General features: G+C 36.2%; 22 protein-coding genes, 3 tRNA genes and 3 pseudogenes. 12 read left to right on the top strand and 16 right to left on the bottom strand.

Annotated elements, in window-relative coordinates; genetic code table 11:
• Window positions 1–4 precede the first annotated feature (4 nt).
• The gene (speD, locus tag AA637_RS10220; protein WP_446682664.1) at window positions 5–418 is read left to right on the top strand and encodes an adenosylmethionine decarboxylase; all 414 of its coding nucleotides are present in this window, start codon (window positions 5–7) and stop codon (window positions 416–418) included.
• Window positions 419–781: 363 nt separating this feature from the next.
• Here the strand turns inward: speD and AA637_RS10215 are convergent.
• The 6 genes and pseudogenes from AA637_RS10215 to urtA all read right to left on the bottom strand — a co-directional run.
• Window positions 782–886, bottom strand: a pseudogene (locus AA637_RS10215) (IS630 family transposase); the annotation flags it as partial.
• A gap of 37 nt (window positions 887–923) precedes the next feature.
• Window positions 924–2,300 (bottom strand): annotated as a pseudogene (locus AA637_RS10210) (IS701 family transposase).
• 485 nt (window positions 2,301–2,785) lie between these two features.
• Window positions 2,786–2,866 (bottom strand) — tRNA-Leu (locus AA637_RS10205).
• Window positions 2,867–2,922: 56 nt separating this feature from the next.
• Entirely contained in the window at window positions 2,923–3,474 is a 552-nt protein-coding gene (locus tag AA637_RS10200) for an NYN domain-containing protein (protein WP_446682663.1), read from the bottom strand.
• A gap of 226 nt (window positions 3,475–3,700) precedes the next feature.
• Window positions 3,701–4,198 carry an HNH endonuclease gene (locus tag AA637_RS10195; protein WP_069790364.1) on the bottom strand — a complete coding sequence of 166 codons (498 nt, stop codon included), beginning with the start codon at window positions 4,196–4,198 and terminating at the stop codon, window positions 3,701–3,703.
• A 136-nt stretch (window positions 4,199–4,334) separates the two neighbouring features.
• On the bottom strand, window positions 4,335–5,561 hold the full coding sequence (urtA, locus tag AA637_RS10190; protein ID WP_446682662.1) for an urea ABC transporter substrate-binding protein: 1,227 nt from the start codon (window positions 5,559–5,561) through the stop codon (window positions 4,335–4,337).
• A gap of 232 nt (window positions 5,562–5,793) precedes the next feature.
• Here urtA and AA637_RS10185 point away from each other — a divergent pair, with 232 nt between their 5' ends.
• The 5 genes from AA637_RS10185 to AA637_RS10165 all read left to right on the top strand — a co-directional run bounded on the left by AA637_RS10185 (window position 5,794) and on the right by AA637_RS10165 (window position 10,050).
• Window positions 5,794–6,069 (top strand): DUF2470 domain-containing protein, encoded by a 276-nt coding sequence (locus AA637_RS10185; protein ID WP_446682661.1) that lies wholly within the window; start codon window positions 5,794–5,796, stop codon window positions 6,067–6,069.
• A gap of 287 nt (window positions 6,070–6,356) precedes the next feature.
• Window positions 6,357–6,662 (top strand): RNA recognition motif domain-containing protein, encoded by a 306-nt coding sequence (locus AA637_RS10180; protein ID WP_446682660.1) that lies wholly within the window; start codon window positions 6,357–6,359, stop codon window positions 6,660–6,662.
• A 792-nt stretch (window positions 6,663–7,454) separates the two neighbouring features.
• Window positions 7,455–8,633: an RNA polymerase sigma factor RpoD gene (gene rpoD, locus AA637_RS10175; RefSeq protein WP_446682659.1), complete on the top strand. Its 1,179-nt coding sequence runs from the start codon at window positions 7,455–7,457 to the stop codon at window positions 8,631–8,633.
• Window positions 8,634–8,705: 72 nt separating this feature from the next.
• Window positions 8,706–9,008, top strand: coding sequence for a hypothetical protein (locus AA637_RS10170; protein WP_446682658.1), 303 nt, complete (start codon window positions 8,706–8,708; stop codon window positions 9,006–9,008).
• Window positions 9,009–9,087: 79 nt separating this feature from the next.
• Complete coding sequence (locus tag AA637_RS10165; RefSeq protein ID WP_446682657.1) at window positions 9,088–10,050, top strand: GDP-mannose 4,6-dehydratase; 963 nt, start codon at window positions 9,088–9,090, stop codon at window positions 10,048–10,050.
• Window positions 10,051–10,189: 139 nt separating this feature from the next.
• Here AA637_RS10165 and AA637_RS10160 read toward each other — a convergent pair whose 3' ends face one another.
• Entirely contained in the window at window positions 10,190–11,659 is a 1,470-nt protein-coding gene (locus AA637_RS10160; protein ID WP_446682656.1) for a glycosyl hydrolase family 57, read from the bottom strand.
• A gap of 103 nt (window positions 11,660–11,762) precedes the next feature.
• Here AA637_RS10160 and AA637_RS10155 point away from each other — a divergent pair, with 103 nt between their 5' ends.
• Window positions 11,763–12,344, top strand: a complete 582-nt coding sequence (locus AA637_RS10155; RefSeq protein WP_446682655.1) for an Npun_F5749 family FMN-dependent PPOX-type flavoprotein — start codon at window positions 11,763–11,765, stop codon at window positions 12,342–12,344.
• 107 nt (window positions 12,345–12,451) lie between these two features.
• Window positions 12,452–13,299: pseudogene (locus AA637_RS10150) on the top strand (IS630 family transposase).
• Between the two features lie 129 nt (window positions 13,300–13,428).
• Here the strand turns inward: AA637_RS10150 and AA637_RS10145 are convergent.
• A tRNA-Ser gene (locus tag AA637_RS10145) sits at window positions 13,429–13,515 on the bottom strand.
• Window positions 13,516–13,697: 182 nt separating this feature from the next.
• Here AA637_RS10145 and AA637_RS10140 point away from each other — a divergent pair.
• Complete coding sequence (locus tag AA637_RS10140) at window positions 13,698–15,575, top strand: protein kinase domain-containing protein (protein WP_446682654.1); 1,878 nt, start codon at window positions 13,698–13,700, stop codon at window positions 15,573–15,575.
• A gap of 3 nt (window positions 15,576–15,578) precedes the next feature.
• Here AA637_RS10140 and AA637_RS10135 read toward each other — a convergent pair whose 3' ends face one another.
• From AA637_RS10135 to AA637_RS10105, 7 genes are all read right to left on the bottom strand, one after another.
• Window positions 15,579–16,397: a hypothetical protein gene (locus AA637_RS10135; RefSeq protein ID WP_446682653.1), complete on the bottom strand. Its 819-nt coding sequence runs from the start codon at window positions 16,395–16,397 to the stop codon at window positions 15,579–15,581.
• 38 nt (window positions 16,398–16,435) lie between these two features.
• A complete protein-coding gene (locus AA637_RS10130) occupies window positions 16,436–17,458 on the bottom strand; it encodes a potassium channel family protein (RefSeq protein WP_446684570.1) in 1,023 nt (340 codons plus the stop codon).
• Window positions 17,459–17,750: 292 nt separating this feature from the next.
• Complete coding sequence (locus AA637_RS10125; RefSeq protein ID WP_446684532.1) at window positions 17,751–18,287, bottom strand: transposase; 537 nt, start codon at window positions 18,285–18,287, stop codon at window positions 17,751–17,753.
• A 5-nt stretch (window positions 18,288–18,292) separates the two neighbouring features.
• Window positions 18,293–18,589, bottom strand: coding sequence for a transposase (locus AA637_RS10120; protein ID WP_446682652.1), 297 nt, complete (start codon window positions 18,587–18,589; stop codon window positions 18,293–18,295).
• Between the two features lie 205 nt (window positions 18,590–18,794).
• Window positions 18,795–19,187 carry a transposase gene (locus AA637_RS10115; RefSeq protein ID WP_446682651.1) on the bottom strand — a complete coding sequence of 131 codons (393 nt, stop codon included), beginning with the start codon at window positions 19,185–19,187 and terminating at the stop codon, window positions 18,795–18,797.
• Window positions 19,171–19,335 carry a transposase gene (locus AA637_RS10110; protein ID WP_446684569.1) on the bottom strand — a complete coding sequence of 55 codons (165 nt, stop codon included), beginning with the start codon at window positions 19,333–19,335 and terminating at the stop codon, window positions 19,171–19,173. Before AA637_RS10110 ends, AA637_RS10115 begins: the two co-directional genes overlap by 17 nt.
• 19 nt (window positions 19,336–19,354) lie before the next feature.
• Window positions 19,355–20,112 (bottom strand): IS5 family transposase gene (locus tag AA637_RS10105; protein ID WP_446684519.1). Its coding sequence is split into 2 segments (ribosomal slippage): window positions 19,355–19,773 and window positions 19,773–20,112, totalling 759 coding nucleotides; the frame shifts between segments, so codons are not numbered across the junction.
• Between the two features lie 193 nt (window positions 20,113–20,305).
• Between AA637_RS10105 and cas12k the strand changes: the two genes are divergently transcribed.
• Window positions 20,306–20,809 carry a type V CRISPR-associated protein Cas12k gene (gene cas12k / locus AA637_RS10100; protein WP_446684568.1) on the top strand — a complete coding sequence of 168 codons (504 nt, stop codon included), beginning with the start codon at window positions 20,306–20,308 and terminating at the stop codon, window positions 20,807–20,809.
• Between the two features lie 140 nt (window positions 20,810–20,949).
• On the opposite strand, the gene AA637_RS10095 is transcribed toward cas12k, so the two are convergent.
• A tRNA-Leu gene (locus AA637_RS10095) sits at window positions 20,950–21,034 on the bottom strand.
• A 223-nt stretch (window positions 21,035–21,257) separates the two neighbouring features.
• Here AA637_RS10095 and AA637_RS10090 point away from each other — a divergent pair.
• Together AA637_RS10090 and AA637_RS10085 are read left to right on the top strand one after the other, a co-directional pair.
• Entirely contained in the window at window positions 21,258–22,109 is an 852-nt protein-coding gene (locus AA637_RS10090; RefSeq protein ID WP_446682650.1) for an SHOCT domain-containing protein, read from the top strand.
• A 6-nt stretch (window positions 22,110–22,115) separates the two neighbouring features.
• A complete protein-coding gene (locus tag AA637_RS10085) occupies window positions 22,116–23,054 on the top strand; it encodes an SGNH/GDSL hydrolase family protein (protein ID WP_446682649.1) in 939 nt (312 codons plus the stop codon).
• Window positions 23,055–23,126: the final 72 nt, after the last annotated feature.

Genomic DNA, 23,126 nt, shown 5'->3' with positions numbered 1-23,126 from the left:
AAGAATGAATAAAGTGGGTACACATTTAGTGGTAGACGCTTGGGAAGCACCGGCGGATCTTTTAAATAGTCCTGAAAGAATCCGTCAAGGATTATTAGATGCCATCAGTGCTGGTAAAGCGACATTGATTGATATGTGTGTACACCAATTTAGTCCCCATGGTGTAACAGCTACCGTTACCCTCGCGGAATCTCATATTGCTATTCATACATGGCCAGAACATGGTTACTTTGCCGCAGATTTATTTTTCTGTGGTGCTGGGCAACCAAAAGAAGCTATGAAAGTGTTACAAGTAGCCCTCGAAGCCAAAAAAGCCACCATGCGAGAAATCGACAGGGGTTTTGAACAACCAATTCATGAACAATTAACTGATGTTGTCAGTGAAAATTTTGTTTATGATTTACAGGCGGTAGGTTAAACTTTTCTTGTAACATTGTCTAAGAAATCTCTCCTGATAATGTCAAAAAAAATCACTATCTAGCTAATAAATTTTTATGGCATTTACTTCAGGTAAAAACGAGATCTATTACTATGATGATTAGGTATAAATTTACTTTTTTTTAGTTTATTTTATGCCTAATCTCTCGTTATATCTTTACTTTTAAACATCGAGGAAAATATTGTAATAATCAACACAATTACAATGATTTTCAGTAATTTTTTTTTTGAACACTGTAAAAGTATTTAATCAGAGGATTATAAACTTTTATGTAATTAAGTTGATATTAGGAATGTTTCATCTATAATTTTAATATAGTCAATCAAAATAAGACTGAGACATTTAGCTAGTACAATAATTGTAAATTATTTCATCTAAAGTTATTGTACTATCGCTATACATTTTTGCTCTTTTTAAAGCACTAAAATCGTGTTCAATATCATTTATAGTCACTTTCCGAAATAACTAATCGGAAAAAATGAATTTATCCACTGAGAAAATGAATCATACAATTATTGCTGTGGTTCAGTAAATGATTAAACCCTATCCATAATAAATCGCTCTCCATTATTCTTAACCAAGGTAACATTGTGCAAAAGATGAGCATTGGTTTAACCATAATTCGATAGTTAATCAATGTATTTTTCCAACTACTAAAATCACGCCAATCTTCTGTGATGAAGATTTTCTTATCTTGAGTCTCTACTATTTTTTTTTGATTAATTAAGTCTGTAATAGGTTTAGTTTTTAAGCTAATCATCCAGTAAACACTATTAATAATTTCCCACCATTTTTCTATATCTTCTCCCTTGGTTAAACGATAATCTGTCCAGCCTAATTCTTGTTTACACTGCCGAAATCCATACTCCACCCATGTACGTTGACCATATAAATTTCCCATGGTTTTTTTCTGTTGAGTTCTCGTTTTTTGGATGTTAGTCATTACAAAACTAGTGCTGTTTTCTGGCATAGTTTCTGTGTTAGTAGTAATTTGCCAATAAGTTATTTCTCTTCTGAGACCATAAATAATTTCTCTAATGTATCTATCTTCTTTTTTACCATCACTAAAAATTCGTTTAAATTTGTACCATTTATTCGCTCTTATCGTCTGTGAACTTGGCATCCAAACACCATGGTCTTTTCTAATAGAGACAATAAAATCAAGATTATTTTGTCTCAGTGCATTAATTAAAGTCGATGCTTCCCCATATAAACTATCAGCTAATACTAAATTAATAGAAAAACCTAACTCTACTAAATACTCGATAATTTCTCTTGCTAATTCTATTTTTGTTTTGTAAACATCACCCTCTTTGAGAGTCTTTTTTGGTTTGAATATTCTTGTCACTAAAGGGAAAGTAATATTTCTATAAAGACCATAAACATTTACTGATACTATAATACCTTGATCTATTTTCCCTAAGCTTCCCAAATATTGTCGAGAAGTATAATCTGTGTTATTTCCTTATCTTGGTGCGCGTTCCCTTGCGTCTTTCGCCGATGCGGGGTCGCACCGCTTTTTACGATCTCCTGTTTCATCAATGATTACTGTAATCGGTGTATCAATCAGTATACTTAAAATATATTTTAAACGTACTTTTTCCAAGTCTGATGAATTCCAATTAGATTTTGTCAAAAAATGATGTAAACCTTGAGAGGAAACATTAACAATTTTACTTATTTCTGGCAAAGATTTTCTTTTGAGTGTTGAAATTAATCCTAAGTGTAAATATTTAAAATATTCATAATTACGCACATCGGAAAATAAAGAACGATAAAACGAACAATAGTTATCAATCAGAGGAACTGTTTCTGTGGGATTTCGAGGTAAGTGTTGCCTGATTTGTTCAGCTATATCCATTGCCATAATTGCGTTTCATTTTTACTATCTTTTTATTTTGCCACTTTTTCTCTCGGAAAGTGACAAAAGAGGGATATATGTCTTACGGTTTATTATATGGCTTCTAGGGTTATAATAGCTATAGTGCCGTAATTCAAGTTTTAGTGACCTCTGTTCTACGAAAATTTGGAGTAGTTTACTTTTAGTTAAAAGTTTGCTTTCTGCTCCTGCTAACTGATTGTCCCGATGCTGTCTATCTTCGGATGGAGAAAATAAGAGCACTCTCAGCAACAAGGATGCAGGTATGCTGTTCCAGCGGTTAGTAAATCACTTCCGAGCAAGGAGGAGTTCTTTTAGAGAATTGAAAGCGAGTCTCTCCGTCTGCCTTAACGACATTATTTTGTTATCATGTCATTTATTTTGTTAAGACGACACTAATGTGTTACCGATGACAAATAATTTGTTAATGTACAGTACAATTACTATTTAAAACACTCTTTATAGAATGCGGACGGAGAGACTCGAACTCTCACATCAGAGATACTAGAACCTAAATCTAGCGCGTCTACCAATTCCGCCACGTCCGCTTTAAACAAGACCAAAAACTATAATAACACAAGCTAAATAAAAATTCAAGGCGAAATCATCGATGAGTCCCAAAACGCATTTGTGTAAGGGCTTTTTGGGTTTTACTATCGAGGGAGTTGAATAAAAAGCGCCCTTGGGGTTTATTCCTAGAGCGATGATTGCGTTTTTCTCTTTTTTGGGTCATATCAATCTCCTTTGCCAAGACTTGAGCTGACATCCATTCTGCCCCATAACCAACTACTGTGTGGCGTTGTGCTTGGTCTGAGGTAGCAACTACAATTCTGGTGCTAGTATCGGGGTTTTTGCGCTGAAATGAAGCACAATATTTTTCTATGTAGGTGTCTGCCGTTTCGTTATAAGATGTATAGTGTACCCAGAGGCGATCGCTATATTTATCCTTATAGCTAGGAATTTTTTGGTAATGAGCGTCAAATACTACCTTTGTTTCTAATGCCTTGTAACCAGTGTAATTCACGAGGGTATCTAGCAAAGACTGTCTAGCATATTCTAAACCATTCTTATCCCTCATTTTCTTAAGGGAATTCCACGCCCCAATGATGTTGTAACCATCTACCAGCAAAATAATTTGAGAAGTAGTAGAAACCATTTTCCTGCATATATCCTATTTTATGGGTTTATCTGTCTTGATGTCATAATGTTAAATTTTAGCAAAATTTTATAATTGTCGGTGTATAAATATTGACAACTAAACCAACAATTTATCCCTATCAAAAGTAGAGACGTAGTATGTTACGCCCCTACACAAAATCAACTTTACAGCACAAGTTATCTTGTGTGTCTCAACCTCAATGACTCCACTTTTTCAGCGCCCCTTAGATACCAATGACATACTTTCGCCACTCATGATTAAGATTATCTTTAGTACACTTAACAATTTCAAAATGCAAACTGCTGTAAGGTTTTCTTGGTTGCGTCAATAACGGCATCTCTGCTTCCTTCGGAGTTCTATTTCCCTTACGAATATTGCACCTCACACAAGCTGTAACCAAATTTTCCCAAGTATCAGGACCTTTTCGGGAACGGGGAAGAACATGATCTAATGTTAATTTTTCCCCTCTATAATTACAATATTGACAAGTATGCCGATCGCGCTCTAACACATTCTTTCTAGTTAAAGGAATCTCCTTATAGGGAACCTTGACATAATACCGTAACCTAATCACCGAGGGTAACGGGAATGTCTGACAAATAAATGTTCCATCATGTTCTAACTGTTCCGCCTTGCCTTTAATTAACAGAATTACCGCTCTTTTCCAACTGGTGATATTTAGCGGTTCATAGGAGGCATTTAAAACTAAAACCTTACCCATAAACGTCTTTTTCCAAGGATTTATTGCTGATACTAGCACAAACAATATATTTATTGCACAAATTTAAAGCCATAAAACCGCACTAGGTTCATGTTTCAGACAAATATAAAATGCAATTTGGCAGAAAAAACAACCATTACACCTCATATTTACCGCCCTTATGAGGATCTGTCCAATCACATCTATAATTCTGAGTTTCAGGCACAAAGCGATTCCAAGGAATAGGAGCTACAGAAGTATCGCTAGAATAGACAATATCAAACAGTCCATCATCTCTCACCTGCCCAATGCGCACAGTTTTAGAAATATGATGATTTGGGTGCATGGTAACCATACCATGGGGGGCATTAAACTGTTGTCCGATCGCACTTACCCTAATAGCTTCTAAATCCATCTCACTACCAGCTTTCTCCACCGCTTGTTTCCAAAGATATACCATGACATAAGCAGATTCCATAGGATCATTGGTCACCCTATCAGCACCATATTCAGCCTTAAAACTATCAACAAATTTAATATTTTCTGGAGTTTCCACCGTTTGAAAATAGTTCCATGCGGCATAATGTCCCCTCAAATACTCTACCCCCATTTGCCGAACTTCCTCCTCGGCAATACTCACCGACATCACAGGATATTTATCTGCACCCAATCCCGCCGCGTGAATTTGTTTAAAAAAAGCCACATTACTATCGCCATTGAGACTGTTAAAAATAATTCCCCCATGGGGTAAGGTTGCCTGAATTTTTGAAATGATAGAGCCAACCCCGATATTTCCCAAGGGTAAATAATTTTCCCCCACAGTTTTTCCCCCCAAAGCATCAAGTTGTTGTTTAATAATAAGATTAGCGGTACGGGGAAAAATGTAATCTGAACCCACCAAAAAAAACTCATCCCCTTTATTTTGCAACAACCACTTCACCGCAGGTTCAATTTGTTGATTAGGAGTTGCCCCAGTATAAAAAATGTTGCGAGAACATTCTTGCCCTTCATACTGAACAGGATACCAAAGCATATGATTTTTGGCTTCAAATACGGGTAAAACCGCCTGACGACTCGCAGAAGTCCAACAACCAAACACCGTTACCACCTGATCTTTATCAATCAATTTCCTCGCCTTATCCCTAAATGTAAGCCAGTCGGAAGCACCATCTTCAATAATTGCTTCAATCTGTTTTCCTAACACCCCCCCATTTCTATTAATTTCCTTGATGGCTAATAATTCAGCTTCCACCACCGCCGTTTCGCTAATGGCCATGGTGCCACTGAGGGAGTGTAGTATTCCCACTTTTATGATGTTTTCTTTCGGGGGAATTGTTTCTTCATTACCCATGGGAATGTCATTATGACAACCTTTGAATAACAAACTCGCTCCTAATGTTAAACCCCCATACCCTAAGAATTTTCTTCTGCTGTGGCAAAAATTCACTGGTGTTGAACCTATTACCTTTGATATATGCGTTGACTCTCATATTTTTCCCTAACGAAGATGATAATCTAGCTTTTCTTTTCAATTCTTTTTTGAGGCTATCACCATAAATCCCTGAAAATATTAAAATTATCTTGTACCTGTAAATAGTGTTAAGAAATTTTAAGAAATGAGCCAAGTAATTGATCAAGTAGTAAGCGATCGCATTTGTAAACACATGAATGACGATCATCAAGATGCCATAATCCTTTATGCCCAAGCCTTTGCTCACATCGAAAATGTACAAAGTGCCACCATGATTTCCATTGATCATGAAGGAATGAATATTGCCGTTAACAATGAACCTCAAAACCCCATTAGAATAACATTTGACCACACTCTCACCGATGCTAAGGATGCCCACCATACCTTGGTTGAAATGATCAAAACCGCCAAAAGTAAATAATAAATTTGGCAGTGGCACAAAAAGTGCTTTAGGGTGGATAGGTGTTAGGTTTGAGCATATTCTTCGATATTATTTTCCCATTTTTTGTGACCTATTTCTTATTACTTAAATAAATAAAAACACCAACGAGGAATTTAAGTGTTATAATGGCTTTACAAGAGATTAAAGTATCGGTTTAAAGATTTTGTTGAAGATATTCCCGAATTTTCGAGTTTTCCACTGGCAGTCTTCTCTCCGAATATTACAGATCCTACCATAAGCAAAAAAACACTGGAGACAAGACAATTATGTCAATATATGTAGGCAACCTTTCCTATGACGTTACCGAAGCTCACCTTACCTCTGCGTTTGCAGACTTCGGAGCAGTAAAAAGAGTATATTTACCCACTGACCGTGAAACTGGTCGTATGCGTGGTTTTGGTTTCGTGGAAATGGACACCGAAGCCGAAGAAAACGCAGCCATCGAAGCCCTAGACGGTGCAGAATGGATGGGGCGTGATATGAAGGTTAATAAAGCTAAACCCCGTGAGAACAACAACAACAATCGTTCCTCTTACGGTGGCGGTGGCAGCAGAGGCGGAAGTCGCTTCTAAAAAACCTTAGAAGGTTTTAATAAATAAATCCTCATCTACAAATTAGGTGGGGATTTTTTTTGGGAAAATTTAGCATTTATCTCAACATTTCATAACAAAAGTGCCTAACTCGAAATAAAAATAAGGAAATTTAGACATATTTAACCCAAAACCAAAAAGGTTTGTTAACCTAAGAGCAAGGAAGAATTTGCACCTACTAACAAAACGTATGTATTACGACGGATATTATCCACTATGGTTAAAAAAATATCACTTCTCGATGCCATTTTCTGTGAAATTCATTACAATATCTGAAAGATTTGACCGAAAAAACTTGTTTAACAATCAAGAGTAAAAGGGAATGACTTTTTTTCAAAGCTCCGTAACAATTGATTTTAAAAAAGGGACCATTAAGCACTTAGTGCAGAAAATGTGATGACAATTTATCTCATCCAACCCTCGCAGATATTTCCAAGAAAGATTTACTCCGAATATGGAAATAGACTTCGATAAAACAAGATTTTTCAGTTGAAATTCCACTTCTTAACAAAAGTATTAAGTATAGTTTTAGCGTTTATTCCCATAGGTTTTATGCTGAGGGGAATTATGACAAAACTAACTCTAAGGTTAAGCTGGTTTTTCAAACCGAATTTAATTTTGATGGCAAACAAACTGATGAAAACAAAAATCATCCGAGTTAATTTGTTTGAATTTACATGAAGGTTTTGTCAAGAAACAGAATCACTTTAACAAATAATTTACGACTTTTTCACTATTAATCTTCAAGCATAAAAGGAATAAGAGGAAAACGGCATGACGCAGGCACAAGAAATTTTCGCAACTATCACCCCCACTGACGACATGGAAGCACTTTTAGATTTAGGATCAACATCTAAGGGTAAGAATAAAAGTTCAGTTTCTGTAGATACAGAATTAACAGAAATTATGTCCGATGCAGATTCTATGGGGGGTGTTGAAACAAGTACGAAAAAAGCGACAAAACTTGCTGCTAACCGCCGTCGAACTCAAACCAAGAAAAAGCCTTTTACCGAAGATTCTATTCGTGTTTATCTCCAAGAAATAGGTCGCATCAGACTTTTAAGGGCAGAGGAAGAAATTGAGTTGGCCCGTCAGATTGCAGACTTACTAGATTTAGAATATATCCGAGCTACTCAAATCGAGCATTTAGGACGTATTCCCACCGATGAAGAATGGGCAGTGGCTTGTGATATTCCTAATATGCGTCAGTTTAACCGTCGCTTGCATATTGGGAGAAGGGCAAAGGATAAAATGGTTCAATCAAATTTGCGTTTGGTGGTATCCATTGCCAAGAAGTACATGAATCGAGGGTTATCTTTTCAAGATTTGATTCAAGAAGGTTCGTTAGGTTTGATTCGCGCCGCCGAAAAGTTTGACCATGAAAAGGGTTACAAATTCTCCACTTACGCCACATGGTGGATTCGTCAAGCTATTACCCGTGCGATCGCAGATCAATCCCGTACGATCCGCTTACCCGTCCATCTCTACGAAACCATCTCAAGGATTAAGAAAACCACCAAAATGCTTTCTCAAAAAATGGGCAGAAAACCCACTGAGGAAGAAATCGCAGAAGATATGGAGATGACTATCGAAAAACTAAGATTCATCGCCAAGTCTGCGCAACTACCTATCTCCTTAGAAACTCCTATCGGTAAGGAAGAGGATTCTCGTCTAGGTGACTTTATCGAAGCGGACGGAGAAACCCCCGAAGATGAAGTATCCAAAAACTTATTACGGGAAGACTTAGAAAATGTACTCGATTCCCTTAGCCCCCGTGAAAGAGATGTTCTCAGACTTCGTTATGGTTTGGATGATGGACGAATGAAAACCCTAGAAGAAATCGGGCAGATATTTAACGTTACCCGTGAGCGTATCCGTCAAATTGAAGCTAAAGCATTACGCAAGTTGCGCCATCCCAACCGTAATAGTATCCTAAAAGAATATATCCGTTAGGAATAATCTCTCTTAATTTTTCCCCCATAATAATCAACCATGGGGGATTGTTTTCCCACTATAGAAAAAGCAATGACCACAAAATCAGACAAAAATTGGCAAGAAAAAATAGAAGAAATTGAAGCCGAAATTTATGACGCTACCCCTTTAAATCCTCCGAGTAATGCTCAGGGCAGTTTTATCCCCGTCATCAAAGGATGGTTTACGGCTTTACCCACAGGGGGCAAAGTTATCATTAGTGTGTTTGGGGTGATGTTATTATTTTCCCTAATTAGTACCGTGTTTTCTATTCTTAAGTCCTTACTCAGTATTCTGGTGATTGGGGTTGTTTTTTATATTGCTTATAAGTTTGTTAACAGTAACAGCAAAGAGTAATTGATAATTGAGAATAAAAATTTTATCAATTCATCTTCTTTTCTTCTCTACTTCTACAACCTAAAACAAGATTATCCTTATGACAAAAAAAGCGTTAATATCTGGCATATCTGGGCAGGATGGGGCTTATTTAGCTCAATTGTTATTGTCTAAGGGGTATGAGGTGGCAGGTACTTCTAGGGATGCTCAGATGTCTTCCTTCAAAAATTTAGAGCTTTTAGGAATAAAGGATAAAATTCAATTAGAGTCCATGGCACTGAATGATTTTCGCAGTGTCTTACAGATTTTGATGAAAACTGAACCCGATGAGGTTTATAATTTGGCAGGACAAAGTTCCGTGGGTTTGTCCTTTGAGTTACCAGTGGAAACCTTAGAAAGTATTGCGACGGGTACTTTGAATTTATTGGAAGCCATTCGTTTTACCCATCGCCCCATTAAGTTTTATAGTGCAGGTTCGAGCGAATGTTTTGGGGATATAGGAGTTGAGGCGGCCGATGAGAATACCCCTTTTCGCCCTAGAAGTCCTTATGGGGTGGCAAAATCCACGGCTTTTTGGCAGGTGGCTAATTATCGGGAGGCTTATGATATTTTTGCTTGTACAGGAATTTTGTTTAACCATGAGTCGCCATTGCGCCCTCGTCGTTTTGTGACTCAAAAAATTATTAATAGGGTGATAGATATTGCGGAGGGTAAAGAGCAGGTTTTGTCTTTGGGTAATATTAATATCAGTCGAGATTGGGGTTGGGCGCCTGAGTATGTGCAGGCAATGTATTTGATGTTGCAACATGATTCTCCCGAAGATTTTGTCATTGCTACGGGGGCTAGTTATAAGTTGGAGGATTTTGTGGCTTGTGCTTTTGATTTTTTTGATTTGGATTGGCAAAAATATGTAGAGTGCGATCGCACTTTATTACGACCCACGGATTTAGCCTTTAGTCAGGGCAACCCCACCAAAGCGAAAAAAATATTAGACTGGGAAGCCCAATATAAAATGCCTGATGTGGTGAGAGGAATGATTGAAGCCAAGGTGAATAAAGCTTGATGAAAAAGTGGAGTTGTGAGGGTAGGCAAAAGTTTTTTGATCTTGAGATTAACAATTATAGTTAGTCAACTTATTTATTATCACCAAAAAACTCCCCCATTATGGAGGAATTTAAGAATAAAAAATAATAAAAATATGGTTATGGTTTGATAATGTCTATTCCTCGCTGGTATAACTCTTTAGCGTAATCTGTCCATGTGCCTTGCCCCCAATAGCGAAAACAACTGGTTTGCAATAGTAGATGATATAAAAGGGCTTCTTGATAATCTTGGCTTTTGGTGATTTCAGGATTTTCTTTTACTAAACCATCATATTTTTGATGGAATAAAGCACTTAATTGATTCATGGGTTGTAATACATTCTCATAACCCCTTACCCAGCTTAAATCATTAGTCCACGATGCACCTTCGGTATGGAATTGATGATCATTTTCGGTTAAAAAAGCGATCGCACTTTGTACTTTTTCGGGGGTTATATCATTCCCAACCCGTTGCCAAATCTTGTGTTGCCCCACCCCTTGACACACAGGGAAATCATCTTCATATACCCCAGAGGCTGCCAACAACTCCAGATATTCTGTGCCATTTACCCCCACCACATCAGAATTTTTGATGCCATACCATAGGGGAGGAAAATCCCGAGGAAACTCATTCATCATTACCCCACCATTTTCTCCATCGGCAATTTGGGTTACACAAGGGGGAATCATCACCCCATTTATGGATTGCTTGTCTTTTGTTTTCGCCTCATGGTAGGGTTGCATCTGTGCCACTAACTTAGTATCCGAACCCTGAGTTTTGATTAACGCTGTAATACTGATAGTCTCCCCACGGGAATTTTTAGCTACCAAACGATTAGGAATATATTTCTCATCATGGTATAGTCCTTGTCCATCGAGTCTTTCCACTGAATGCTCTTGTACTAATAACCAACGATAACCACATTCCTTCAACGCCTTGATATATTCATACAAAGTATCAGGATGATTAGGCAGGTGCATCTCAGGGGGGGAAAAACCCTTAACTCTTTTTAGGGCATCTTCTCCGAAAATAGAAGCAAAATGATGTTGCCATGCCTGAATGTGTAACTTAATATCGGGAATAGGAGTAGATGGAATTACCCCATGGGACCACATCGTGCCTAACCATTCTACATAGGGTTGGTAGGTTTTATCTTGAGTAATTTTACGCAAATTATTTAAAATATCCTCCCTGCCCATCTGTTGCAATCCCCATAATAGATTGCCTGAATAGTCCAGCATAATGCGAGGGCTACAACCATTTGCCACTAATTCGGGAATAAAATCCCCCATACGGCTATAACACCAAGCAAATACAGAAGCGTTATGGTTATCCCCTTCCCCCTGATGCTCAAACATATGTTGTAAATTACAGATTAATTCCCCATGTTGCCCTGCGGGGATGGTGGGTTGGTGCATATGTAAGGCACAGGCAAATAGAGCTTTTTTTTCTTCTAAATTAATATCGGTGTTATCTAAAAAAATAGATTCTTGGTGATTAACTATCTTTTCTATATCTAATTCTTTTCCTGCAATGGGGGGAATATCTGTGGTGAGTTGTCTAAACTGTTGTACATTTGTAGCGGTCATGATAACAATGGTTCTCCATGTGAACTATCGCTATAGTATCTTTATTATGTAAGTCTTTTTAGTTTGACTCTCAAATCTTAATTAATTTTTTACATATACCCCCATGTCTAATATTCTAGCACCATGGCGATCGCCCTTAGCCAAAGCATTACATCTAAATAGGGCAAAACCCTATAGCCGTTACTTTCAACTAGCCACCATTTCCCCCGAGGGCTTTCCTACAAATCGCACCGTGGTATTTAGGGGATTTTATGACGATACCAACTGGCTACAAATCATCACCGACATCAGAAGCGAAAAATATCAACATCTACAAAAACAACCCCAAAGCGAAATTTGTTGGTACTTTACCAAAACCAGAGAACAATTTAGAATCAATGGTTATATTGACATTATCACCCACCAAGAAAAAGATCAAAAAATGATCAATGCCCGTAAGCAAGTATGGGACAAATTAAGCGATAACGCCAAAATTCAATTTACATGGGCAAATCCGGGAGAAACACTCAATGATGAATCTATCATCACTCCCGACAACCTTGATAATCCCCTTGATACTTTTTGTTTACTACTATTTAAACCCCAAAAAGTTGATCATCTACAACTTAAAGGCAATCCCCAAAATAGATACCTATACCAACTTGAGGAACAAAATCACTGGGAAATGAGTCCTATTAATCCATAATTGCAAAACATATTTTTCTTTACAAGGAGTTATAGTCACTTTACTTAAGTATGAACCAATCAAGGGTAAAATAATGGATGAAGTAATTATTTTTATATTTAAGTATAATGCCCCATGATATAGAATTAAGACAAAAAGTAATTGACTATGTAGAAAATAGAGGTAACGTAACAAAAGCATCGAGAATATTTGGAATATCAAGAGCATCAATATATAGATGGTTGAATAGAAAAGATTTAAGACCAACAGTGGTCAAAACTCGTCAAAGAAAATTAGATAAATCAGCACTATATGAAGATGTAGTGAAAAATCCAGATGATAAATTAATAGATAGAGCGAAAAAATTTGGAGTAACAATGTCAGCAATATCTCATGCATTCAAAAAAATGAACATAACAAGAAAAAAAAACAGTTACGTTATAGAGAAAGAAATAGAAAACAAAGAATAGAATACTTACAAAAATTAAGAGAATTAGTCAAAAAATACGGAAGTAAGAGTATGGTATTTATTGATGAGTCAGGATTTGAGGAAATAAGTACTTGCATTTATGGGTGGTCAAAAAAAGGAAAAAAAATTTATGATGAGAAACAAGGAAAACGAGGAAAAAGAGAAAATTTAGTAGCAGGAAGAAGAAAGAAAGAAAAAGATTTTATTGCTCCAATGATCTTTACAGGAAGTTTAAATGCAGAAAGTGTTGAATCATGGCTAAAAATGTATTTATTACCATCACTAAAACAATTTTCAATACTAATAATGGATAATGCACCAATCCACCGAAAAAATATGATAAAAGAATTAGTAGAAGAAGCAGGTCATCTAGTAATGTTTTTACCAACTTATTCACCAGATTTAAATGATATTGAACACGATTTTAGTGCTTTAAAAAGAGCAAAAATGTATAGCGATAGTACAATAACTTTAGATGAAATAATTTACAATTATTGTACTAGCTAAATGTCTCAGTCTTATTTTGATTGACTATAAAACCCTTTGCGCCAACTAAACTACTAATAAAATGTAAAACCCAAAAAATTAACAACAAAAAGAGCCTTGGTATAAAACCTTAGCTCTTTTCGTGAGGTACGGAGAGGGAGGGATTCGAACCCTCGTTGAAGTTACCCCCAAACAGCATTTCCAGTGCTGCGCCTTCAACCGCTCGGCCACCTCTCCAGATGACACAGTTAAATATTATAGCTAATCTAAAAAAAATTTACAAGGTAAAAAGGAAAAAATACTTATTAATGATGACTTTTATGGCTTTTACAGGGAAGAATACACAAGTCTCTCTCTCAAAATTTTAAAAATAATGGTTATGATAGATGGGAAAAATATCAACGACTTCCACCAAAGGAATGAATACTACTACATTGTTAAATAATCGTTATCAAATCATCGAGTCTATTGGTAGGGGGGGATTTGGCGAGACTTTTCTGGCCATCGATACTCACTCGCCTTCGGGCAAAAGATGCGTGATTAAGCAACTAAAACCGATTATTAATGAGTCTAGTATTCCTCAATGGATGTATGATCGTTTTGAACAAGAAGCTCGTATATTAGAACACGTAGGGGACGAACAAATTCAAGTACCCCGTCTTCATGCTTATTTTTGTGAGGATAAAAATTTTTATTTAGTGCAAGAGTGGGTAGAAGGAATTACCCTAACTAAAAAAGTTCAAGAGGAGGGTAAAATGCCCCCTGAAGAAGTCGAAAACTTTTTATTAAAAATATTACCTGTATTAGGCTATTTACATAAAGAAAATATTGTTCATCGAGATGTAAAGCCTGACAATATAATTCTTCGGGTAAAGGATAATTTACCAGTTTTAATCGACTTTGGGGCAGTAAAAGAGGCTTTAACTACTTTTGTTTATTCTCAGGGCCAGTCTGCCTATTCTATCGCCATTGGTACACCTGGTTATATGTCTTCGGAGCAAGCGGCGGGACGCCCCATTTTCTCTAGTGACTTATATAGCCTTGGTTTGACGGCAGTATATATGCTGACAGGGAAACCACCTCAATATTTACGTACCGATAGTCGCACGGGAGAAATTTTGTGGCGTGATGAAATTCCCGATTTCCATTCTAACCTTGCGGGGGTAATTGATAGGGCGATTCGTTTTAGCCCCCGAGAGCGCTTTTCTAATTCTCAGGAAATGATAGAAGCCCTTAAGCCGATGACTTCCCATTATCCTACTATAGGTTTTGGGAGCCCTGCGACACCTCCTAAAAATACTCATTCTTCAAAGGCTAATCATAATCATACTGTTAGTTATGATCCCACAATTGCCGTAGGAGGCCGTGCTACCCCTCAAAATTTGGTTGATAATCCTATCAATGGTGGGACTATGCAACGGGGTAATGGTGGCACAAGGGCTGTTAATAATTCCCCATCAGAAGCCTATGAAGAAGAAAAACGGAGCTTTTTTGGCTCTCTATTACCTCTTCTATGGTTATCTCTCATTGCGATCGCCTCTTTCACCCTCGGTTATGGGGTAATTGCCAATATATTTGATAATTCTAATTCTCAGTTGGCCAATGAATCGGGTGACAACGAATCATCCTCATCTCCTGAAGAAGTGGAAACCCCCATTGAGTCTAACCGTCGTAATCCTATCTTCAATCCTGATATATTTCGTCGCCCAGAGGAAGAAACTCCCCCAGAGGAAACAGTAGAAAATGAAGAAACTGAGTCAGAAATTGCCGAAAATCAATCTAATACCGAGGAAACAAATTCTTCTGATAATAGCCAAAATCAAGATTCTTCTGATTCTCCAACGGATAACTCTGGTAATTCCAGAGGGCAAAGTAGGGATAATAATTCTTCGGTGGATGGAAACTCTTTACCTGTTTTAACAACGGGCAATGTGGTAAATGAAATTTTAGGCAGATTTGGACAACCTAATCAGAGAGAGTCAAACTCAGAGGATAACACCACTCAATGGAGTTATGATAATGTTTTTAATAGTAATACTCAAATTAGCTATAAGATTGATGATACTAACGGACGTATTCAGGAAGTAGATTTGTCTTTACCTACTTCTGTGGATATGGAAACAATGGTGGCAACTTTTGACCGTTTATTGCAAGGTAATTTAACCCCTGTAGTAAGAGAAGCATTAAGGCAAGTGGTTGATGGTGAGACTGATTTAAGGTCTTTTAGTGTGGCCAATTGGGATGGTCAAATTAGAAAAGTTGATGGCAAAATTAATATTAATGTTTGGTCACGATAATAGTTATAGTTCGCTGGGAAAGTCGTCTATAAATACTGATTTACATAGATTATGATAATATCTAAGGGCGATCGCACTTAGCCCCAATCTCGCCCTAGATAGGTCTATGTTTTTTTCCTTTACTTCTCCCCAAATACGACAGTTTTTTTCCCATGCCATTAAGGCTTGATACATTTTTTCAACTATCGATAAATAGTTGACTTTTTTTTGTTTATTTTCTGTGATTTCTATACAATATATCAGAGTTTTTACTAAGCCCAAATAACAATCTATGTTGTTTTGTAAGTGATTAAGTTTGATATTTTTTATATCTAAGATATGCCATAAATTTTCAGATAAATTAAGACTATTTAAAGTAATAATATTATGTTCATGGGCTGATATCAAAATAGAACAAAAACGACTATAAATATAAATATGTTTAAAATCTGCTGATTGTTTATTTTTAATAGCATATTCATTATTAAAATAATAACTCGATAAATAGGTTAAATATTCCTCTAGAAACTTATTTGTTACAGTTAATTCTAGCCAACCATTTCCAGATATATGAATTGTTAAATTAGGATAGTATTTAAATTGGTTTTTATCATAAAATCTAACAAAATCCTGTGCTAAAATGTTGCTATGTAAAGAATATATTTTAGCTAATCTTAAACATATAGGACTGTTAAATGTTACTGTATCCTTCTTTTCATTCAAAGTTAAATTATAAAAAATATCATCAGAAATAGAAACAATCTTATTTTTATTTCGTTGCCATTCCCAGTATATTTGACATAAAATATCTCCTAAAAAATTACTCACTAAAAATTTATCCATTTAAAAAAAACTATTATTTCCTCCTACCCTTATAAATATTATTTTCTTGGTTGACGAGGAGACTTCTTCATAGGTGCAAGAATAGAATTAAGAGTACGTAATTGTTCTGCCGTACCCATACAAATCAAAGAATCTCCCTCATCAAGGACGCTTTCGCCGTTAGGGCCAGGTATGAGTCCATTATTAGGAGTACGAATAGCTACCACCAAAGCACCAGATCTCGCTCTTAGCCCTGCTTCTCGAAGGGTTTGCCCCAAACATAGACAATCTTCCTCCAACAGAAATTCCTCTAAATAAAATGACCTTTCCCCACCGCTAAGGATACCATCTACAAAGTCCATTATCTGGGGGCGTAAAGCGGCCGCAGCAAGTCTTTTTCCACCAGTGACGTAGGGGGATACCACAGCGTCTGCCCCAGCCCTTTCTAGCTTTTTTACCGCTTCTTCTGAGTTTGCTCGGGCGATCGCCCTTATGCTAGGATTAAGAGCCTTAGCAGATATTACCGTATAGAGATTATCAGCATCAGAACTAAGCGCCGCAATAATTGCCAAAGCAGTTTCAACTTTTGCTTCTAACAAAGATTCATCAAGGGTGGCATCTCCCTGAAGATGTAGATAACCCAACTCTTCGGCTTTTTCCAACTCACTTTCACTCTTTTCAAGGACGATAAAAGGAGTATTTTCGGCGTGTAATTCCCTCGCAACATGGAAACCCATGCGCCCAAAACCGCAGAGAATATAATGATTTTGTAATTTATCAATCACGTTCTTTTTTTGTTTAAATCTTAGTCTTTCTTTAAAATAACCTTGAGAAATAGCTTCAGTAAAACGATTGACAAGATAACCAAAAATGACAATTCCCATTAAAATGAGAACCATGGTAAAAATTCTAGCTCGATCATCAAGGGTTCTAATTTCCCCAAAACCCACCGTTGATAGAGTAATAATGGTCATATAGGCAGAATCCACCAAAGACCATTGTTCTACTAACCAATACCATAGCGTTCCTGATAATAGTACACCTCCTAGGGCTACAGAGGCGCCGATTAGCTCCCTTTTCATTCGATAATATTTTTGTTCGGAAGCTGAAGGCTTTTTTCCGCTACTCACTCACTTAAACACTCCTGGTTATTTTTGATACTCACGGCTCAAATATGAGCTTAATTTTTTTTGATATGCCCTGACAAAAAAAGATTTAGCTCCGCTTTTTATTTTACCGAAAATTTCGCGTAAAGCCCCTGCCTTTAGGCATGGGGATATAAGCCGACAAATAATAAAAACACCCGAAGGATTCCACAAAAACCAACAAAGTAGTACATAATAATCTTATGACATATAGAACCCATTTGGTATCTCAGGAAGCAGTGAGTCTTTTTAAAAGTAATCGAATAAAACATAAGTTAACTTTTTGGGTGGAGTTGAATAAGGTTCTTTCAAAGTTTTTGACCAAATTTTTACATCTTTCCATCCAAGCATTAGATCTTTCAATGATCCATCTTGCTTTGACTACCACAAATCCTTTTTTTCCTTCTGATTTTTTTTGTTCAGAAGAGATTTTGCCTGATTTTTCCATACGAATTTTCTTTCCAATTTGTGGATAAACTTTTTCTAATTCCCTCATGATAAAATCAGGATGATAACCCGAATCCACGAGGATCGTAATTTTATGAACATTCATGGGTTTGGCACGAAAATAATCTATGTTCTCACTCAACATCATGATTAATCCTCGATCATCGGAAACACTTGCCTTTGTGCAACAAGTGAAAAAAGGAAATCCCAGACTATCCACTGCTAAATGTCTTTTAATACCATTGGTGAGTTTATACCTACAAAATCCTTTACTCTCTACTCCTGCACTACAAGTATTTTGTACTGCTTGAGAATCAATGATTATTAATCGAGTCCAAGTGGATTTTTTTTTACTTTTTCCCTTAGTTGCTTATGAAGCTCACACATCACCATTTCAAAGATACCCTCTTTTTTCCAGTTTTTATAATGCCAGTAAACTGTAGAATAAGGCGGTAAATCCTTGGGTAAATCAGACCAATTACAGCCATTTTTGAGTTGATAAAAAATACCATCCCAAATTTGTCTTTTAGACCACTTTGGTGGACAAGTTCGTTTCTTTTTTGGTAACAGAGGTTTGATTACTTCCCATTCTTCATCACTTAGACTGCTAGAATATGCCATCCTTCTATTTCTCTATGTTTTCATCTCAATATTCTACTAGATACCAAATGGGTTCTATAGAACCCATTTGGTATCTCAGGAAGCAGTAAGTCTTTTTAAAAGTAATCGAATAAAACATAAGTTAACTTTTTGGGTGGAGTTGAATAAGGTTCTTTCAAAGTTTTTGACCAAATTTTTACATCTTTCCATCCAACCATTAGATCTTTCAATGATCCATCTTGCTTTGACTACCACAAATCCTTTTTTTCCTTCTGATTTTTTTTTGTTCAGAAGAGATTTTGCCTGATTTTTCCATACGAATTTTCTTTCCAATTTGTGGATAAACTTTTTCTAATTCTCTCATGATAAAATCAGGATGATAACCCGAATCCACGAGGATTGTAATTTTATGAACATTCATGGGTTTGGCACGAAAATAATCTATGTTCTCACTCAACATCATGATTAATCCTCGATCATCGGAAATACTTGTCTCTGTACAATAAGTGAAAAAGGGAAAGCCAAGACTGTCTACTGCTAAATGTCTTTTTATACCATTGGTGAGTTTATAACCACAGAATCCTCTACTCTCTACCCCCCCATTACAAGTATTTTTCACTGCTTGAGAATCGATGATTATTAATCGAGTCCAAGTGGATTTTTTTTACTTTTTTCCAGTTTTCATAATGCCAATAAACGGTAGAATCAGGAGGTAAATCCTTTGGTAAATCAGACCCATTACAGCCATTTTTGAGTTGATAAAAGATACCATCCTAGGGCGTGTCATCAATTAAGCCATATAACGACTGCGGCTAGATAAATAGCACCAAGAAAATTTATTTTTCGTTTATCATACCTAGTGGCTATGGCTCTATATTGTTTTAATCGGGCAAAAAAGTTCTCAATCAAATGTCTTGCTTGATATAAATACTTATCATATTCTCGTTGTTCTTTTCTATTTCTTTTTGGTGGAATAACCGCTATTTTATCCTGCTTCTTTAGCTTTTCCAGAACTCTTTCATCCGCATCATAACCTTTGTCCCCTAACAAAATATCTGCCTTTATTTCTTTTAGTAAAACATCTGCACCGTCCAAATCACATTTTTGTCCTCCGGTGAGGAAAAAACCTGTAGGATTACCTAATGCGTCAACCGTAGTATGAATTTTTGTACTTAAACCTCCTTTACTTCGACCTATTGCTTCCTCGTTTTTATCCCCCCTTTTGCACCAGCACTATGCTGGTGTGCTCTTACTATGGTTGAATCAATCATGGCATATTCATCGTCACTATCTCCTGCCAAAATTTGAAAAACCTTTTCCCAGACACCTTTTTTATTCCAACGACTAAAACGAGTATGAACCACTCGAAAATCACCAAATCGACTAGGTAAATCTCGCCAAGGAATACCAGCTCGATACCTGTACAATACCGCTTCGACAAAAAGTCGATTATCTTTGGCGGTGACTCCCACTGTACCAAATCGACCCGGTAATAAATCTTTAATTTTTTCCCATTGATCGTCTCTCAAACCATACCTGCGCATCTCTACCATATCCTCACTTTTGTCACAATTACTATCATCCTTATTTTATCTGTTATTCTCTTCTATTTGATGACACGCCCTAAATTTGTCTTTTAGACCACTTTGGTGGACAAGTTCTTTTTTTCTTTGGTAATAGAGGTTTAATTATTTCCCATTCTTGATCACTTAGACTGCTAGAGTAAGCCATTATTCCATTTATCAATTTGTTCCTCTCAATATTCTACTAAATACCAAATGGGTTCTATATGGCAACATCAAACAATCGTTAGGTGATAATTATCATCTAGTTAGGAAGAGAAGAAATGAAAAACAGAAATTGAGCCACCAAAACCATAAGGCAAAGAAAAGAGCTAATTTTCAACAAAAAGGAGAGTCTAATTTAGGAGAATACGTTGATCGTCTCCTTGCCAAATCCATTCTTAAAATAGCTCAGGAATATAAGGTTTCAATCATTGTTGTTCCCCGATTAAAGCAGATGCGATCTATTACTGAAGCAGAAGTACAAGCTAGGGCAGAGGAAAAAATACCTGAGTATAAAGAGAGACAAAGAAAATATGCCAAGGATTATCGTGTCCAAGTACATCAATGGAGCTATGGTCGATTAATTGATAATATCAAGGGGAATTCTTCTAAATTGGGTATTATCGTAGAAGAAGGCACACAACCCAAACAAGGAAGAGTTCTTTTAGAGAATTGAAAGCAAGTCTCTCCACCCCAAATAACACGACATTAAATTGTTATCACGTCATTTAATTTGTTAAGACGATACCAATTTGTTACCGATGACAAGTAATTTGTTAGTGTACAAAATTAGTAACTACTTATTTATTCCTCATATGGGGGTAGAGAGACTTGAACTCTCACGACCGACAAAGGTCAACGGATTTTAAGTCCGCAGCGTCTACCATTCCGCCACACCCCCTCAACCAGTTGAGGTTGTTTTGTGAATCGCTCACAGATAACCATTATAGCAACCATTAAAAAAAAAAGCAAGGGTAACTTGCACAAATATTGATATGGTGTTTATCAATCCTCCATAAGCCATTCACAAGGAATAATAGAAGAGTGGATATAATAAGGATTATCAAGTTTTGAAAGGTTGTACGGATAAACTTAGTTGATATTGCCTTGGGTAATCAGGAGTTATGGCGAAAAATTATTTTGTACTCAGTAATTATCGGGATTTAGATAAAGTCTATAACGATGTAATGTTGTGGTTTAAGGGTAAACAATACCTTGTGGAGGGGGTTTTAAAAAATGGTGTTTATATTGTCCAAGCAAAAAAGAGTGACACGATTCGTACTATTTTAGGAACTAATATCGCTTTTAAGGTAAAAATTTACCTTTCCCAAGATAGTGGAGGAGAGTTTATCATTGAAACTTCTAGGGGAAAATGGATTCAAAATATAGCAGGGGCTAGTTTTGGGGCTATTTTTACGGGGGGATTGACTTATTTAACGGGCATTGCTAGCGCGAGTTGGACTTTTGTTTTGGAAAATGAATTGATTAGTTATCTTGAGGGTAGTTGTCAATTAAACAGAGTGCAACCAGTGGCGAAGAAAAATCAAGATTCGGAGGTGTGGTATTCGGATAAATCCACTAACCCTTGTGATTATAAAACTCCTGAGCAAAAAGAGGTGATTAGTAATCTAGAAGCAGAAATAAGAAAGTTAGAGGATGCTTTTGCCAATGATATATTGACGGAAGGGGAATTTAATAAGAAAAAATCTATCTTGGAAAAGCAAATTGATGATTATGAAGTTAATTTTATTATCGAATATAAGGTAAAACAATTACAAGAGGCTTTTGCCCAAGGGATTTTGAGTCAAGATGAATATTCCTCCAAATTGGAGCAGTTAGAGGCACAAACAAGGGATCAAATTTTGCAAGAAAAGTATGCTGAGCGCAATCGGATAAAAATCATTAAGTTAAAGGAAGCCTTAAATAGTGGGATTCTTACTCAGGCAGAATATGAACAAAAAATTGCTTCTCTTTAAAAGGTTATGAAGGTTATTATTTATACTCTTGTATTTCTGATTATTTCTGTTATTTTATCAGAGTTATTTTTAAGAATAAAATGGGGTTTTGGTAATCCTTTAATTTATATTGCAGATCCAGAAATTGGTTATTTACTCGCACCAAATCAGTTTACTAAACGTAATGGTAATTTGATTTATATTAATAGTTATTCTATGCGTTCTGGGGATATTAGCGAAGGAAAGAATAAGGATATTTTTCGTATTATGTTATTAGGGGATTCTATTGTTAACGGTGGTTGGTGGACTGCTCAAGAAAATACCCTTTCTAGTTTATTAGAACAGGCAATAAGTCTAAATAAACTTAACCATAACAAGATAGAAGTTTTAAATGTTTCTGCAAATTCCTGGGGCGCTCGTAATGAATTAGCTTACCTCGAAAAATATGGTACTTTTTCTAGTGATGTTTTAATTTTAGTTCTAAACACTGATGATTTATTTAGTTTTGCCCCCTCTAGCATTCAAGTAGGAAAAGCCCTTAATTATCCAGACAAAAAGCCATTACTCGCCCTAGAAGAGTTTTTAAAAAAAGTTTTACCTTTACCCCTTCATCCAGATTTAATAAATATTCCTAAAGAAAAAGGTGATGTGGTTGGCTTTAATTTAAATGCTGTTAAAAATATTTATGAAATAGCAACAGAAAATGATATGGATTTTTTTCTGGCACTAACTCCTCTCAAAAGAGAAGTTTTACCTCCTTTTTCTAAAGACTATGAAGTAAAAGCAAGGGAAAGATTAAATAATTTTGTCGAGGAATTAAATATTAATTATACGGATTTTTTAGCATTATTCCAAGATTATTCTAACCCTGAAAATCTTTATCATGATCATATCCACCTTAGTCATGAAGGAAATCAGTTATTGGTAAACTATTGGCAAGAAAATATTTCTGTGGATAATAAATAAAAATCCCCTCAAAAAAGAGGGGAAAAGTAAACTAAAAATATGGTAGTTATTATTCCTAGATTTATTCAGAAA

Origin of the sequence: Cyanobacterium sp. HL-69 (assembly GCA_002813895.1) — a bacterium.
In the GTDB taxonomy this organism is placed as follows: domain Bacteria; phylum Cyanobacteriota; class Cyanobacteriia; order Cyanobacteriales; family Cyanobacteriaceae; genus Cyanobacterium.
Note: the sequence above shows the minus strand (reverse complement) of the source record. Positions and strands in the feature narration are given on the sequence as shown.

Coding starts and splice junctions, on each gene's coding strand:
- rpoD (WP_446682659.1), top strand. CDS start 7,455: ATGACGCAGGCACAAGAAATTTTCGCAACTATCACCCCCACTGACGAC.
- AA637_RS10140 (WP_446682654.1), top strand. CDS start 13,698: ATGAATACTACTACATTGTTAAATAATCGTTATCAAATCATCGAGTCT.
- AA637_RS10165 (WP_446682657.1), top strand. CDS start 9,088: ATGACAAAAAAAGCGTTAATATCTGGCATATCTGGGCAGGATGGGGCT.
- AA637_RS10160 (WP_446682656.1), bottom strand. CDS start 11,659: ATGACCGCTACAAATGTACAACAGTTTAGACAACTCACCACAGATATT.
- AA637_RS10120 (WP_446682652.1), bottom strand. CDS start 18,589: ATGGCATATTCTAGCAGTCTAAGTGATGAAGAATGGGAAGTAATCAAA.
- AA637_RS10135 (WP_446682653.1), bottom strand. CDS start 16,397: ATGGATAAATTTTTAGTGAGTAATTTTTTAGGAGATATTTTATGTCAA.
- AA637_RS10185 (WP_446682661.1), top strand. CDS start 5,794: ATGAGCCAAGTAATTGATCAAGTAGTAAGCGATCGCATTTGTAAACAC.
- speD (WP_446682664.1), top strand. CDS start 5: ATGAATAAAGTGGGTACACATTTAGTGGTAGACGCTTGGGAAGCACCG.
- AA637_RS10090 (WP_446682650.1), top strand. CDS start 21,258: ATGGCGAAAAATTATTTTGTACTCAGTAATTATCGGGATTTAGATAAA.
- AA637_RS10155 (WP_446682655.1), top strand. CDS start 11,763: ATGTCTAATATTCTAGCACCATGGCGATCGCCCTTAGCCAAAGCATTA.
- AA637_RS10180 (WP_446682660.1), top strand. CDS start 6,357: ATGTCAATATATGTAGGCAACCTTTCCTATGACGTTACCGAAGCTCAC.
- AA637_RS10200 (WP_446682663.1), bottom strand. CDS start 3,474: ATGGTTTCTACTACTTCTCAAATTATTTTGCTGGTAGATGGTTACAAC.
- AA637_RS10085 (WP_446682649.1), top strand. CDS start 22,116: ATGAAGGTTATTATTTATACTCTTGTATTTCTGATTATTTCTGTTATT.
- AA637_RS10195 (WP_069790364.1), bottom strand. CDS start 4,198: ATGGGTAAGGTTTTAGTTTTAAATGCCTCCTATGAACCGCTAAATATC.
- AA637_RS10130 (WP_446684570.1), bottom strand. CDS start 17,458: ATGAAAAGGGAGCTAATCGGCGCCTCTGTAGCCCTAGGAGGTGTACTA.
- AA637_RS10170 (WP_446682658.1), top strand. CDS start 8,706: ATGACCACAAAATCAGACAAAAATTGGCAAGAAAAAATAGAAGAAATT.